At 36.0% G+C, this 15,952-nt stretch carries 12 protein-coding genes; 3 read left to right on the top strand and 9 right to left on the bottom strand.

Features of this window, described 5'->3' with window-relative positions; all coding sequences use genetic code 11:
* Positions 1 to 28: 28 nt before the first annotated feature.
* Positions 29 to 1,285 carry a DcaP family trimeric outer membrane transporter gene (locus tag C8C85_RS07905; protein WP_116796586.1) on the bottom strand — a complete coding sequence of 419 codons (1,257 nt, stop codon included), beginning with the start codon at positions 1,283 to 1,285 and terminating at the stop codon, positions 29 to 31.
* Positions 1,286 to 1,775: 490 nt separating this feature from the next.
* Positions 1,776 to 2,774, bottom strand: a complete 999-nt coding sequence (locus C8C85_RS07900; RefSeq protein WP_116796585.1) for an SPOR domain-containing protein — start codon at positions 2,772 to 2,774, stop codon at positions 1,776 to 1,778.
* A 204-nt stretch (positions 2,775 to 2,978) separates the two neighbouring features.
* On the opposite strand from C8C85_RS07900, the gene dprA reads away from it, so the two are divergent.
* On the top strand, positions 2,979 to 4,079 hold the full coding sequence (dprA, locus tag C8C85_RS07895; protein WP_116796584.1) for a DNA-processing protein DprA: 1,101 nt from the start codon (positions 2,979 to 2,981) through the stop codon (positions 4,077 to 4,079).
* Positions 4,080 to 4,118: 39 nt separating this feature from the next.
* On the opposite strand, the gene C8C85_RS07890 is transcribed toward dprA, so the two are convergent.
* The 4 genes from C8C85_RS07890 to C8C85_RS07875 form a co-directional block, all read right to left on the bottom strand.
* Positions 4,119 to 4,964: a tetratricopeptide repeat protein gene (locus C8C85_RS07890; RefSeq protein ID WP_116796583.1), complete on the bottom strand. Its 846-nt coding sequence runs from the start codon at positions 4,962 to 4,964 to the stop codon at positions 4,119 to 4,121.
* Positions 4,965 to 5,235: 271 nt separating this feature from the next.
* Positions 5,236 to 8,154, bottom strand: a complete 2,919-nt coding sequence (locus C8C85_RS07885; protein ID WP_116796582.1) for an FAD-binding and (Fe-S)-binding domain-containing protein — start codon at positions 8,152 to 8,154, stop codon at positions 5,236 to 5,238.
* A 328-nt stretch (positions 8,155 to 8,482) separates the two neighbouring features.
* Entirely contained in the window at positions 8,483 to 10,378 is a 1,896-nt protein-coding gene (gene serA / locus C8C85_RS07880) for a phosphoglycerate dehydrogenase (protein ID WP_116796581.1), read from the bottom strand.
* Between the two features lie 328 nt (positions 10,379 to 10,706).
* On the bottom strand, positions 10,707 to 11,516 hold the full coding sequence (locus tag C8C85_RS07875) for a DUF1338 domain-containing protein (RefSeq protein ID WP_116796580.1): 810 nt from the start codon (positions 11,514 to 11,516) through the stop codon (positions 10,707 to 10,709).
* A 189-nt stretch (positions 11,517 to 11,705) separates the two neighbouring features.
* On the opposite strand from C8C85_RS07875, the gene C8C85_RS07870 reads away from it, so the two are divergent.
* A complete protein-coding gene (locus tag C8C85_RS07870; RefSeq protein ID WP_116796579.1) occupies positions 11,706 to 12,179 on the top strand; it encodes an Lrp/AsnC family transcriptional regulator in 474 nt (157 codons plus the stop codon).
* Between the two features lie 84 nt (positions 12,180 to 12,263).
* On the opposite strand, the gene C8C85_RS07865 is transcribed toward C8C85_RS07870, so the two are convergent.
* Entirely contained in the window at positions 12,264 to 12,725 is a 462-nt protein-coding gene (locus C8C85_RS07865; RefSeq protein ID WP_116796578.1) for a hypothetical protein, read from the bottom strand.
* 58 nt (positions 12,726 to 12,783) lie between these two features.
* Positions 12,784 to 13,758 carry a tryptophan--tRNA ligase gene (gene trpS / locus C8C85_RS07860; protein ID WP_116796577.1) on the bottom strand — a complete coding sequence of 325 codons (975 nt, stop codon included), beginning with the start codon at positions 13,756 to 13,758 and terminating at the stop codon, positions 12,784 to 12,786.
* A gap of 103 nt (positions 13,759 to 13,861) precedes the next feature.
* Between trpS and C8C85_RS07855 the strand changes: the two genes are divergently transcribed.
* Positions 13,862 to 14,629, top strand: coding sequence for a lysophospholipid acyltransferase family protein (locus C8C85_RS07855; protein WP_116798431.1), 768 nt, complete (start codon positions 13,862 to 13,864; stop codon positions 14,627 to 14,629).
* A gap of 35 nt (positions 14,630 to 14,664) precedes the next feature.
* Here C8C85_RS07855 and recA read toward each other — a convergent pair whose 3' ends face one another.
* Positions 14,665 to 15,684 carry a recombinase RecA gene (recA, locus tag C8C85_RS07850; RefSeq protein WP_116796576.1) on the bottom strand — a complete coding sequence of 340 codons (1,020 nt, stop codon included), beginning with the start codon at positions 15,682 to 15,684 and terminating at the stop codon, positions 14,665 to 14,667.
* Between the last annotated feature and the right edge of the window lie 268 nt (positions 15,685 to 15,952).

Below are 15,952 nucleotides of genomic sequence, written 5' to 3'. Positions count from 1 at the left end.
TGATTAGTCAGTTTGTATTTTTAGTTAGCTATTTGTTTTTATAGAAAGCAGTGTTGAAGCTATATCTAAACGAAAACTGTAGTTTGACATCGTTTCCGCTATTGCCTTTTGCTGCTGGAAGATTAAATTGTGGATCGCCTTCAAAGTCATTGTTGTGGCGCATTCCCCATTGTAGTTCAGGTCCTAAAATGCAATTTTTGACTGGGGAATATAGAAGATTGAAACTGGCATATTGTCCCGTTTTATAAGCGGTTGATAACTGAGATTCGGTGGTATTGTTATTTAGTATTGAGTACCCAATTGCCGTACTGAATTTTGGGTTCCAATAAATGTCAAAATAGGTTACCACTCCCACCATTGGAATCGCGACTCCCTTTATCGGCGCAATTGCGTTGTCATATTGTCTTTTGATTCCAATATCTGCATCCGCGTCATTCATGTAGTTTTGGATGCCGGCTCCTGTTGTCAATGCACCATGAAAAATTACATTATTGGCGAGTTTTAAGCGGCTGGTCAAACTCAAGCCCCAACCGACAGCGCTACCAGACAAGTCGTATTGATCTGTATTGTGGTCTTCCCATTTGATACTTCGAACGATACCCGCCAATTCTAAATATCCCCAACTGCTGCTGTATCGGTATTCTGCAGTTAAATCGGGTACAGAAAATCTAGCTTTGACACCATCAAGCAGTGATGCATATACAAAGTCTTCCCCATATTGTCCCTGGTCTGCCGTGGCTCCTGGTCGTTCAAGTGCAATTGCCAACGAATGATTTTGGTTTGAAATTGGGGTATAGCGTATTTGTACATTTCGAAGGAAAGGTAAGGCATTAGGACCCATAAACTCAACGATATTTGGATAGACATCGGTATCGGTGAATAGACTGTTGGTTTGACCTGCTCCAAATTTGCCCAATTCGCCATAAGCATGTTTAAGGCGGAAAGCGGTGTTGCCAACTTCTTTCCCCATTCCGAATAAATCAAATTCAAAATGTGTTTTGATTTGTCCCAAGGGCGTATCGAAATAGTTTTTTATGCCAAATGTACTCTGCCGTACGCTCATAAAAAAGACGCCTTGGCTTTGGTATTCATTTCCCTCTTTGTCCAAAATCTGGGTGGGACGCATAGTGTCATACCAATCGGGATTCATTCTTCCAAAATCATAGCCGGAATCCATCTGTATAAAACCAAAAATTTCCATGGTTTTGTCTGTTCCGGCGTTTTGGGCGTTCAGACCGCTGTAAAACAATAAAATAATCAGAGTAGCGTATCTTATTTTTATCATATTTTTTGGTTTTAAATAGTGATTGAAATACTGCCGTTTGATTTGTAAAAAACGTCAAATGAGAGGGGAAACAAAAAACGATGGTTTTTACTTATCAAATTTAATAAAAACTTTATAACTATTTTAATTACAATAGTTTATATTCTGTTTTTTCAATTGGACGATTTATTTAAAACGCAGCTAATAGAAGAAACCAATAATTTACGCCAGTTTTTTTTGAAAGCAAAAGCGTTTTGAACTGTTGGAAGTGACAGCGAACGGTATTAAGTTGAGTTCAGTTTAAGTTTTAAGACTGCTTTTGTTTGATTTAAGGCAATTTTAAACCACAGACAGCTTCTTTGCTTGTTTATGGTAAAAACTAACGGATAAGCGCTAATTTTAGTTTTTCCGTTAAATCGAAAAGTAATATCGACAGAAAATAAAAAATCACGAACAATACCGTTTTGATTCGGGTTTGTTCGTGATTTTGAGTATTAGAATTTAGATTTTTCTACAAAGATTGAATCAAAATCCAAGCTTCAGGATTATCTGTTTCTGTTATGGAGTCTTTTTCTTTTTCCGCTTCCGCAAAAGTAGCGTAGCTTCCGTATAAAACTGGGTATAGCCCGTTTTTGTTAATTCCCAAAACTCTTGCTTTAAAACCTTTAGCAATTAATTGGTTGTATCTTTTTTGTGCATTGGCTTCGCTTCTAAAAGCGCCGGCCATAATGTGATAAGGCATTTTTGTTTCTACTTCTTTCTCGGATTTCAAAGAAAGTGTAACGGCAGGAATTGGCGTTTGTATGAAGAAAGTTGCTTCCTGAATTTTATGTTGCACTTGTTTTTGAACGGCTGTTTCCACCAAAACAGTTTCAGAAGCTATTTGATTTTGATACATCGGATAACCGATAGATCCAGCAATTGCCAATCCGATAACGAAAACAGCGGCATATTTTAGGTAAGGGCTTCTTTCTCTGGTTTCTGGTATGAAATTGAAAACAGGTTTTTCTTCCTCGATTACCACTGATGCGGCTGCAGATACAAATGTTGATTTTTCAAATGTTAATTCCGGTTTAGGAAGAGCTGCTTCTCTTTTCACCGCAGGCGAAACAAAAGAAGTCAATCCGAAAGATTGAGCCAAATAATTGGTCTGTTCGTTGGGTGTGAAAAGAATATTGTTCTCGGCAGTCAAAGTCAGAACACCGATATTTTTTATCGAAAAACTACGATTCTCCTGTAGTGTTTTTTTCCAGTTCAAAACCTCATATTCTATAGCGCTTACGGCATAATCGTATGAAGTTTTTTCCGCTTGTGCGATATGATTGGCCAATAACCCATCATTGTTTTTGATGTGCGTATTAAAGGAAATCACCTTTTTTGGAGGGAAAAAAGAATGGGAATTGTCAAGCAGTTGAGCCGATTGAATTTCGGTCAAGAACGCTCCAAAACCAGGAACAGTTACACATTGATAACGGTATAAAAGTTGCGCGATATAAAGTTCTATTTTCATAGTAGCAAAGTTATACAACGGGAATAGTTATCAAAATTTTATTCACAATTTTTATTAACAATTTGCATGTGTAAGGTTATCAGTGTTTTATGTTTATGTTTTTGTTCGTTGAAAATTTATTATGTCCCTATTTTTCAAAAAAAGTGTCGAATTTTAATTTTTAACCTTTTTGATTTTCAAAAAATTGTCTTATAATTGTAAGATATGTCAGAAGAAAATAGATTTTACGAATTGGCTTTATTGCGGGTAGAAGGAGTTGGGGATATTATGGCCAAAAAGCTGCTCACCCATTTTGGGACTGCCGAAAATGTTTTGAATGCCAAAGTCTCACAGCTTGCCGCTATTGATGGGGTAGGAAGTGTTTTATTGAAAAATTTTAAGGACAAGACTGTTTTTGAAAAAGCCAAACAAGAGTTGGATTTCATTCAAAAGAATAATATTGAAGTACTTTTTTTTCAAGATGAAAAATATCCAGAACGTTTAAAACACTGTATTGATGGCCCTGTCTTACTTTTTTCCTCCGGGAATATTGATTTGAAAAACCGAAAAATCATCAGCATTGTCGGTACGCGCCAAATAACGTCTTATGGAACTGAATTTTGCAGAAAACTGATAGAAGATTTGGCACCCTTGGATCCGATAATTGTCAGCGGCTTTGCTTATGGTGTGGATATCGTGGCGCACCAACTGGCGATGGAGCATAATTTGCAGACGATTGGGGTTGTTGCCCATGGCCTAAACCAAATTTATCCCAAACCACATAAAAAATATGTTGCCAAAATGGAACAGAACGGCGGTTTTATGACCGAATTCTGGAGTACCTCCAATCCTGATAAGGAGAATTTTGTACGTAGAAATCGTATTGTTGCCGGAATGACCGAAGCCACAATCGTCATCGAATCTGCAGATAGAGGCGGTTCACTTATTACTGCGAATATGGCCAACGATTACAACCGCGATGTTTTTGCCGTTCCGGGTCGCATTACCGATAAATTCAGTCAGGGATGCAATAATCTGATCAAAACCCAAAAGGCCAATGTATTAACCAGTGCAGCCGATTTGATTTATAATCTAAATTGGGATATCCAGGAAAAAACCAAAGCCGTTCAAAAGCAATTGTTTGTCACGCTTGATGATGACGAGCAAAAAGTGCACGATTATCTTTTGAAAACTGGTAAAGAATTGATGGACATCATCGCCTTGAATTGTGATTTTCCCATTTACCGTATTTCGGGTTTACTGCTCAATATGGAATTGAAGGGTGTGATACGGCCTTTGCCTGGGAAGATGTTTGAGGCGATCTAACGCTATTACGTATTTATAATTTTGTTGCTATTTGTTTTTTTACATTTCGTTTTTCATTCCAGTTTTCATTTCTTCTACTATTTTTTTTATTTGTTCATTGGAAGACATCACATTTTCTGTTTGGGCTAACCACTTATCAAAGTTCTTTTTATCAATTTTATAAAAATAGCCTTGTAAAATATAAAAGGCATTTTCAGCAACATATGTTTTATCGGGGCAAACTTCCAACGAATTTCTGTAGCGATCGATAGCTGCATCTAACTGATGAGTATTTACCAATGCATAAATATATTCTTTATTAATGAAGGCATCTGTAGGATTTACAACTAGCGCTTTTTTTAGTACTTCAATAGCTTTTTTATATTGTTGCAAGCGATTATAAGAGTAGGCTAATTGGACAGACAATCCTTCATATTCGCTATTGATTTTAGATGCTTTTTCTAATAACTCCATTGCTTTTTGATATTCTCCCCAAGCATTATAGATAGAACCCCAGCTGTACAATTGTTCAATTGAGCCTTCTTTAAATTTATTTAAGCTTTGCGAATCAGGATCTTTACTTATTTTTAATTGCTCGAAATTTGCTTCAGGTATTATAGCAATAAGGGTTTTACTTGGATATAAAGGGACTTTTATCGAAGAGTTCTCCTCATTTGGATATGCTTTAATCTTTCCTGTAGGATCAATTTTTAAATTACCTCTATACTCAAATGTAAGACCTGCTCGTGAATCCACGAAAATGAAACCATATTTATATAATCCACCATATTCCTCTGGAAATGCAACCCATTTATTTTCACAATCAAGTATTCTTTGGTCAAATGTTAACTGCGCAGATGATGTAATGCTAATCAGTAAAAAGAAGGTGAAAAGAAGGATCTTCATGATGTAGTTTTTTTATCTGATTATAGTAAAATGGTATTATATACTTTGTTCTCACAGGACTTTAGTTGTTTGGTAAATATAAACGATTTATAGATAAAATTTATTTTGAAAGAAACCTAATAAAAAGTTGTTTGTGATTGCATGTTTTGATAGTATCAAAATATATTTAATATGATTTTAAAAAGATAATTAGGTTTAATCGGAAGCCAAAAAAAAGCAGATGTCCAAAAACATCTGCAATCTTAATTCGTTAATAATAAATCTAAAATCTTTATTTTAAAGCCTTAAAAAGTATCTCAACAGGATGAAATGCTTTTCGGCTTGTTCCATCGCTTATTTGGTGTCTGCAGCTCGTTCCCGAGGCAGAAATCAACGTGGCCTGTTCTTCTGAACGGATCGTTGGGAATAAAACCAATTCTCCTATTTTCATCGAAATGTCATAATGTTCTTTTTCATATCCAAAAGATCCCGCCATACCGCAACATCCGCTTGGGATATTGAGTACCGTATAGTTTTTTGGTAGCATCAAGATTTTCTTTAGAGGTACCAATGAAGACAAGGCTTTTTGGAAACAGTGACCGTGCATACGAACTCTTTCGGTGTTTTCCGTGAAAGAATCTGATGTGATGCGTCCTTCGTCTAATTCTTTGGCCAAAAATTCTTCGATAAGCATCGCTCTGCTCGAGAATGCTTTTGCTTTTTGTTTCAAATCGCCACGGCACAAATCCGGATATTCATCACGGAATGACAATATAGCCGAAGGCTCAATTCCAATCAAAATGGCGTTTTCAGGCATTTCTTTGGCGAATGCCTGAGTGTTTTTTTCTGCTAATTCTCGGGCTTCTTTCAGCATTCCTTTCGAAAGATAGGTTCTTCCGCTGATACCGATTTCAGGAACTACTACTTCATAGCCCAAACGATTGAAAAGCTTCACGGCTGTTTGACCGATTTCGACATCATAGAAATTCAGGAATTCATCATTATACAAATAGACTTTTCCCTGAATGAAATTCCCTGTTTGTCTGTAGCTTTTAATCCACTTGGCAAAGGTGATTTTGTGCATTAATGGCAACGATCTTTCGGTTGCAAAACCGGTTGAACGTTTCATAAGATTTCCTATGATTCCTTTGGAACCAAAATTATACAACCATGGCAATGAAGCAAACAATTGATTGATTTTTGGTGTGTTACCAATTAATTTCGAACGGAATTTTACTCCGTTTTTATCATGGTATTGTTGTAAAGTTTCCGCTTTCAATTTAGCCATATCCACATTCGAAGGACATTCGGATTTACATCCCTTACAGCTCAAGCACAAATCCATTACTTCGAGTAAACCTTCATCGTCAAATCTATTTTCTTTACTAGAGTTGTTAATGGTTTCTCTCAATATGTTGGCTCTGGCGCGAGTCGTGTGTTTTTCATCGCGCGTTGCCATATAACTTGGGCACATTGTACCGCCGCTTTTTTCCGTTTTTCTACAATCTCCTGATCCGTTGCACATTTCGGCTGCACGCACGATACCGTTGTGCTCGGAGAAATCAAAATAGGTTTCCGGCATTGGAGTGTCCTGACCCGGAGTATATCTCAAACTCGTGTCCATCGGTGGCGTATTTACCACTTTTCCAGGATTGAAAATTCCCCAAGGATCCCAAGTGTTTTTTACTTGGATAAACATTTGGTAGATTTCTTCTCCCAGCATCAGCGGAATAAATTCTCCGCGAAGTCTTCCGTCGCCGTGTTCTCCGCTTAAGGAACCTTTGTATTTTTTAACCAAATGGGCAATATCGGTAGCGATAGTTCTGAAAAGTGCCGCTCCTTCTTTGGTTTTTAGGTCAATGATAGGGCGAAGGTGCAATTCACCTGTCGCTGCGTGGGCATAATGCACACAACTTAGATTTCGCTCTTTTAAAATAGCATTAAAATCTTCGATAAAATCAGGTAAATCATTTACGTCAACGGCTGTATCTTCAATAACGGCAACCGCTTTGGCATCGCCAGGAATATTAGACAATAATCCCAATCCGGCTTTTCTCAAATTCCAAACCTTATTGGTGTCTTCGCCCCAAACAATTGGGAAGTGGTAACCAAGGTTTTTGGAACGCATCACCTCTTCCATTTCTTGGGCGATTTGAATAATTTCTTCTTTCGAGTCCCTTAAAAATTCAACGACCAAAATTGCCTGTGGATCGCCTTCCACAAAGAATCTATTTTTGCTTTGCTCGATATTTTCTTTGGTACATTCAAGGATATAATGGTCGATTAACTCAACACTGTCCGGCTTGAATTTCAAGGCTTCCAAGTTGGCTTTCAACGATTCGTTGATGCTATTGTGGTGTACGCAGACCAAACCAGCAAAAGGTTTTAGTGCATCAACCAAATTCAATTTAATTGCAGTTGAAAAGAACAAAGTCCCTTCTGATCCTGCGATTAATTTGCAAAAATTAAATTTTTCGGTAGGATCGCCAAAAGGCTGGCTATCGGCCAATAAATCCAAGGCATATCCCGTGTTTCTTCTAGGAATTGATTTTTTTGGATAATTTTCGTCAAATAAAGCTCTGTTAGCCGGAGATGACAATAATTCTTTGGTTTGAACATAAATAGCTTGTTCCAATGGGCTAACGACATTTACTCCGTTGCATTTGTCTTCAAACTCGGCATTGGTCAAAGCACCAAAAGTAACTTCATTTCCATCAGCCAAAAATCCTTTAATTTCAAGTAAATGCTCACGCGTTGAACCATAAATCACAGATCTTGCGCCACAGGCATTGTTACCCACCATTCCGCCAATCATACAACGGTTACTGGTCGAGGTTTCCGGGCCAAAGAATAATTTATAGGATTTTAAATGTAAATTCAGTTCGTCACGAATCACTCCAGGTTCTACCCAAGCCGATTTTTCAACTGGATCGACCGAAAGTATTTTGGTAAATTCTTGTGAAATATCAACCACAATACCATTCCCGACAACCTGTCCAGCAAGAGAAGTTCCAGCGGCACGAGGAATTACGCTGCTTTTGTTTTCTCTGGCAAAAGCAATGATTTTTTGAATATCTTCTTTAGTTTTTGGAATGGCCACTGCCAATGGCATTTCTTTGTAAGCACTTGCATCAGTGGCATAAAGTGTACGCATGGTGTGGTCGTACAATAATTTTCCATCTAATTGCTTTTCAAGACTTTCAAGGTTCATTTTATTTATGATTGAGGATTAACGATTTTTGATTAACGGTTTTTGATTTTGTTGAGACGAATCACTAAATTCTAAAAAAAACAGCATTTATTTTTTACCATATAAGTCATATAAGCTTTTTGATATCTAGTTAAATTAGTAGTTAAAAAAGTTCATATAATTTAAAAATGGTTTTCAACATTTTTTCTTAAATGAACTTTGATTTTTCTTAATTCTGTTTTAAATAAAAACTTATATGACTTATATGGTTAATAATTTATTTGATAAAAATGCCACTATTTGTAGAATTAACAGTTACGAATAAAACGTTAATCAGTAATCTAAAATCTTAATATAGAATTCTATATCGAATGGTATTTGGAATCTTTTTCAGTTTTTTCTCCAAATCTTTATTGTGGAAATTATCAATATCAGTAATTACATATCCCAAAGTTTCATTGGTTTTCAAGTATTGACCCAAAATATTGTTATCATACTCCAAAAGAATATTATTGATTTGTGCCAAAATACCTTTCACATTTTCATGGATATGCATGATTCTGTGGGCACTTTGAAGTTCAGGAAGCTGAATTTCAGGAAGGTTAACGCTTCCGTAAGTCGTACCTGTATTGATGTAATTGATTATTTTGTTGGCAACATAATGTCCGATGTCTTCTTGCGCTTCTTCGGTACTTCCTCCAATATGCGGAGTCAATATCACATTTGGTAATCCTTGCAATTCGGACACAAATGGTTCGTCATTGTTTTTTGGTTCGTATGGGAAAACATCGACAGCAGCTCCGTGAATTTTACCGCTTTTTAAGTTGGCTACCAATGCTTCAATATCAACTACGTGGCCTCTTGAAAGATTCAAAAAGATAACACCAGGTTTCATGTAATCAAAAGCATCGGCATCGATTAAATTTTTATTGCTTGCACGTCCGTCAACGTGTAAAGAAACAACATCCGATAGAGCCAATAATTCTTTCAAAGAAGAACATTTTTTTGCGTTTCCAAGGGCCAATCTATCTACAGCATCATAGAAATATACTTTCATACCCAATGCTTCGGCTACGATAGAAAGTTGTGATCCAATACTTCCGTATCCAACCAAACCTAATTTTTTACCACGAATTTCAACACTGTTGGTGGCCGATTTGTCCCAAACACCTGCGTGCATCAATTTGCTTTTTTCGAAAGTGTTACGAACCAACATTATGATTTGTCCCAGAGCCAATTCCACAACAGATCTGGTGTTGCTGTATGGCGCGTTGAAAACCGAAATCCCTTTCATGCTACAAGCGTTCAAATCGACTTGATTGGTTCCAATACAAAATGTTCCAACGGCGTGAAGTTTATTGGCATGTTCCAAAACCTTAGCCGTAACGTGGGTTTTTGAACGGATTCCAAGAATTGAAACTCCTTTTATTTTTTCGATCAATTCGTCTTCAGACAAAGAACCTTTGATAGTTTCTACATTATAGCCTTCGTGTTCAAAGATTTTAACCGCATCTTGGTGAACATTTTCCAATAACAAAACGTTAATTCTGTTTTTTGGATAAGAAACCGAAGCTTTATAAGACAGTTCATAAAGAATTTCGTCCAATGATGGTGCTATTTGGCTGGCTTTTTCTACCACAATTTTACGACTTACGTTTTCTGTAAAAGCAAAAAATTTAGATACTGCTCCACCTTCAAGAGTTTCATAATCGGTATAACCATCACCAATCATTATCGCTTCTCCTTTAAGGTTTAATGATTTGATTTTTTTTACTTTTCCTTGGTTTTCACACAATTCGTCTTTTTCGTCAAAACCAATTATTTTACCGTCATGGTCAAATTTGAATGTATTGGCCAAAACATGCTCTGGCTTGATACCGTATTCCTGAACAATTGGGATAATGATTTCCTTAAAACCGTTTGAAATAATATAAATGTTTTCGGAATGTTGTTTAAAAAAAGTTCTATTCCTTATCACAGACGCAGTCACTTTCTTTTTCAATTCCTCAATTACAACTCCAATATGATCTCTATTGGCCTGTAATAATTGGATTCTTTTGGTCAAAGATTCTTTTAGTGACAACTTACCTTCCATTCCTAGGTCGGTTAATCGTTGAATTTCGCTTAATATTTGCTCACCAGCTGCACTATCTTGGTAAATTACTTCACATAACACATCTAGTGCTTCGACTTTAATAAAAGTACTGTCAAAATCGAATATAAATGTTTCCTGATTTTCTGTCATCTTTTTTGTGTTTGTCACAAATACAAATTATTTGTAAATTTTTTGCACAAAGATAAACCCTCGATTGTTATTCTGAAAATATATTGGTATAATACTAGCCCGTTTAACGATAATTGAGGTTATTGTTATAAATAGTCTTTTTGATTGTGTTTTGTTGCATTTAAACCTAGAAAATCAATTTTAAATTTTATTTTATTTATTTTGAAAAGTGTTTTTCATCAAGGGTTTTCGCAATAAGAGAGTGATATTTCTTAAAAAAGACAATAACTTGTCGTAATCCAATCCAAAAAACGGTGAATTTGACAAGTTATTGAATTGTTTTTAGCTTCTAATTTTGCAATTTCACATCTGTGCTTTCAAAAATTTTATCGGCTGATGAAGCCACAAATCCTTGGTATAAGTTTCCATCAGGCATAGCGTATCGCAAGGCAAATTCATAGTAGCAAGATGGAATTTCGATCGAACCTTCTTCAAAGGTTATGGTGTACAAATCTGCCAATGTACTAGATTGCTCTAAAAATTGCTCAGGAGTTCCTTTTATTTTTCCTCCAGAAGCATTTAATTTCCAACCGTTTTCCTCCAAGAAATCGTTTAATTCTTCTAGTTTTTTAAAATGCTTAAGCGCATTTACACTAATCGTAAAATGATTGGCTCTAAAACCGTAGATATACATCCAAGCAGCGTATTCTGATTCTTCCAAGAGTGATTTGTATATCGCTTGTGAATCTGATTTCCAAAAAGTACTGTTCAAAGCCAATTGCGGGTGATTGAACTCATTTGGATCGCAATCGTCCAATAATTTTTTAATTGTGTTTTGTAAAGATTCGGAACATTTTTCTAACTCTAATTCGGAGATAAAAATTCTCGGGGCATCTTTGTCTGTAGTATGTTCGTAATGTTTGGCGAATAACTTTTTAGATTCAAAAACATACTCTCCACGGGCTTCATACCCAACGTTTACGAAAATTTTTTCTAAAACAGAGATGTTGACTCTTTTGTCATTAAATGTTCTAATCGCAATGTGATCATTTAGAATGGTTTCACCTTTCTCTTCTAATAAAGCGTGTATTTTTTTTGCAGATGGGGTTATTTCAGCATATTGTTCCCATAGTTTCGAAAGCAGTTGATTTTTGTCCATTTCTGTCTGTGTTTTTAAATTGTAAGAATGACACAAAACTAGATAGAAATCTGTTGAACTAACATAATGTAGATTCGATTATTTATAAATAGACATATTTGTATAATAATTGTGTAATTTTGACAGTTGTAAGCATTGTTTTTGCTTTAGAATTGTCAATGTTATAGTTTTTAACCAAATAGTTAAGTGATGTCAAACTCCAAAAACAACGAAAATACTGATTATTTAGACCAAGAAATCATCAGAAAACTGAGTGAGAACGGGAGAATTCCATATTCTGAATTAGCCAAAGAATTAAAAGTATCGAATTCTTTGGTGCATTTACGTGTAAAGAAATTGCAGGAATCGGGTGTAATAGCCGGTTTTTCAGTAAAATTGAATGCGAAAGCCAATGGTTTTGAAACGATTACCTATACCGGAATTGCGACCAAAGAAGCTCGTTTTGCTTATTCAATAGCTGAACAATTAAAACTGATTCCCGAGATTGTGGAATGCCATTGGGTTTCGGGCAAATATGCTTTGTTTATCAAGATTGTTGCGGCCAATAACGAAGAGTTGCGTAAAATCATCTACGAACAAATTCACATTATAGAAGGAGTGGGAGGAACGGATTCCTTTATTTCTTTTGGTTCTGCTTTCGAGAAAAACTTGCCGATACAGTAAAGTTTATAAACACGAATTTCACTAATTAGCACGAATCTGTTCGTGTAAATTAGTGAAGTTCGAGTTTCCCTTAATCTTTTGATGCTAAAGAATCCTATTTTCTTCTTCATTAAGTTCTCTTTTTTCAATTATAAAAAAGAAAAAAGTACCTATCGTCAATATAAAAATACTCACAACCCATAGAAAATAACCCAATTCTAATGATAAAATTTTTGCTAGTGAACCACTTTCAGATCCAAGTATTTCTGTCCAAAATGAAAAACTAATTGCCAATAGTAAAGCTATACAACTTAAAACAATTGCTTTTCGATCATTTCTTTGCAACATAATTATTGCACATAAGCATAAAGGATTTGCAAGCCAAATAATCTCCTCCAATAATCCGCCACCAAAAAAAGCGATGCTTCCTGTTAGTAAGTAACTTATGGATGATGAATCATGAGATTCTCCATGGTAATATATTTTTACTGCATTTTGAGTTAATGAAATAAAGAACAATAGTAAGCTGATATTTATGGTTATACTCTTAATTCTTTCTGACTCCATTTTTTGACTTTAAGTTTTGGTAGTTAATAGTTTGGTTGTTATTTGAATTCAAGTCTTTTTAAACCTCAAACCCTAATTTCTCTCTTACTCTTGCCAAAACACCATTGGCAACAATACTGGCTTTTGCGGCTCCTTTTTTCAATAAAGCATCCACTTCAGGAAGATTGTTGATGTAGTAGTTGTATTTTTCTCTTTCGGTTTTGAATTTTTCAACGATCAATTCAAACAAAGCTTGTTTGGCATGGCCGTATCCGTAATTACCTCCTAAATAATTGGCTCTCATCGCTTCGATTTGACTTTCGTCTGCCAATAATTTATACAAAGTAAAACAGTTGCAGGTATCAGGATTTTTTGGAGCTTCAAGTGGGGTACTATCGGTTTCAATACTCATGATTTGTTTGCGCAAGGCTTTGTCATCTAAGAAAATATTGATAAAGTTATTAGCTGATTTACTCATTTTTCCACCGTTTGTTCCAGGAATCAGCATACTGTCTTCTTGGATCTTGGCTTCTGGAATCACAAACGTTTCTCCCATTTGGTGGTTGAAACGAGATGCTACGTCACGGGTAATTTCCAAGTGTTGCAATTGGTCTTTTCCAACGGGAACAAATTGAGCATCGTATAATAAAATATCGGCAGCCATAAGCATTGGATACGAAAACAAACCGGCATTAACATCGTCCAATCGATCGGATTTGTCTTTGAAAGAGTGCGCCAATGTCAAACGCTGAAAAGGGAAAAAGCAGCTCAAATACCAAGATAATTCCGCTGTTTGTGCGACATCCGACTGGCGGTAAAAAATCACTTTTTCAATATTCAAACCACAAGCCAACCATGCGGCTGCGGTACTATAAGTGTTGGCTCTTAATGTGTCGCCATCTTTTATTTGTGTAATTGAATGCAAATCGGCTATAAAAAGGAATGATTCGTTTTCCGGTTTATTTGACAGTTCGATTGCGGGTATAATCGCGCCCAATAGGTTTCCTAAATGTGGAGTTCCTGTGCTTTGAACACCTGTAAGTATTTTTGCCATTTTTATTTATTTAAATCTCGTATGATTGTATGCTGATGTAATATTTGACCGCAAAGTTAATTCTTTTGCTAAATTTTCCGCAAGTTTCCTTACTTTTGACTTTATGAAAAGTGTAAAAAAGATATTTTGGGCCATTTGGCGGGTATGGTTTTATGTGGTTATGCTCATACCCATCCTGATTATGCTTCCTTTTTTGGTGGCTTCCATATTGACTGAAAGAGGTTATCCTTATTTCTTTAAAATGTCCCGTATTTGGGCCAAATGTGTACTTTTTGGTATGGGTTTCTACTATAAAATAGAGAAAGTCCAAAAATTAGATCGCAAGAAAAGTTATATGTTTGTGGCCAACCATACTTCCATGTCGGACATTATGTTAATGCTTGCTTCAGTGGACAATCCTTTTGTTTTTGTTGGGAAAATGTCGCTGGCCAAAATTCCACTGTTCGGTTTTTTCTATAAAAGAACTAGTATACTAGTTGATAGAAGCTGTTCCAAAAGCAGAATGGAAGTGTTTAATGAAGCTCAAAAAAGAATTGATAGAGGATTAAGTATCTGCATTTTTCCAGAAGGTGGTGTACCACATGATGAGACTATCTTTTTGGATAATTTCAAAGATGGTGCTTTCCGTTTGGCGGTAGAGCACCATTTGCCTATTGTTCCTCTCGTTTTCCCGGACAATAAGAAGAGATTGTCGTACACGTTCTATAGCGGTAGTCCAGGTCTAATGCGCGTTAAGATTTTACCTTTAGTTGAAACGGTTTCAGATAATGGAGAACCATTGGACAGAAAGGAAGTTCGTGAACATGTTCGAAACTTAATTTACAATGAATTATTGGCCTTCAAAAAGCTGGATGAGTCAAAAAATAAGTAAATAAAAAAGACCGCAATTTGCGGTCTTTTTTGTTTTTATGCTTCGGCTAATTCCTTGATGTGACTTTTAATTTTCACTTCTAGTTCATCGGCCAATTCCGGATTGTCTTTAATCAATGTTTTAACTGCATCGCGACCTTGTCCTAGTTTGGTATCACCATAACTGAACCAAGAACCCGCTTTTTTTATAATTTCAAACTCTACAGCAAGGTCAAGTATTTCCCCTGTTTTAGAGATTCCCTCACCGTACATAATGTCAAATTCGGCTGTTTTAAATGGTGGTGCCACTTTGTTTTTAACGACTTTTACTTTAGTTCTGTTACCCAAAACGTTTTCACCGTCTTTAATTTGTGTAGAACGACGAATATCCAAACGTACCGAAGCGTAAAACTTCAAGGCGTTACCACCGGTAGTTGTTTCTGGGTTTCCAAACATTACACCAATTTTCTCTCTTAACTGGTTGATGAAAAACACTGTACAATTCGTTTTACTGATTGTTCCGGTTAATTTTCTCAATGCTTGAGACATCAAACGAGCGTGAAGACCCATTTTGGAATCTCCCATTTCACCTTCAATTTCACTTTTAGGCGTCAATGCAGCAACCGAGTCAATTACCACAATGTCAATCGCTCCAGAACGAATCAGGTTTTCGGCAATTTCAAGTGCTTGCTCCCCGTTATCCGGTTGCGAAATGATTAGGTTTTCGATATCAACTCCTAATTTCTCAGCATAATTTCTATCAAAAGCATGCTCAGCATCAATAAAAGCAGCAATTCCTCCCGCTTTTTGAGCTTCTGCAATTGCATGAAGTGTCAAAGTCGTTTTACCAGACGATTCCGGCCCGTATATTTCTATAATTCTTCCTTTTGGATAACCGCCAACTCCCAAAGCCAAATCGATTCCCAAAGACCCAGATGAAATCGTTTCCACTTCCTCAATGGCTTTGTCCCCCATTTTCATTACAGTTCCTTTTCCGTAGGTTTTGTCTAATTTGTCAAGTGTAAGCTGTAACGCTTTCAACTTAGCTTCTTTCTCTGAACTGCTTTTTTCTTTCATCTCTATTTCTTTTGTTTATTCAGTTTTCCTTTATTTTCTTCAAAATAAGGGATCGTTTTTATATAATTTTCGTAAAAATACTTCTTTTTTTCGAAGTAGCAAAAGTTGTTTTTTTTAATAAATAAGCACATTTTTATCATTTGGGTGTGCCACCATAAAGAAAAGGAGGCTTACTCATCATTGTGGTAATTCGCCTCCTTTTCTTTATGCTGTCGGGCTATACACGCTACTACGGTAGCTAGTTTCTATCCCTCACACAACTTGTATT

The organism is Flavobacterium sp. 103, assembly GCF_003096795.1.
GTDB lineage: Bacteria > Bacteroidota > Bacteroidia > Flavobacteriales > Flavobacteriaceae > Flavobacterium.
The sequence above is the reverse complement of the archived record's forward strand: the minus strand, read 5'-3'. Positions and strand labels throughout refer to the sequence as shown.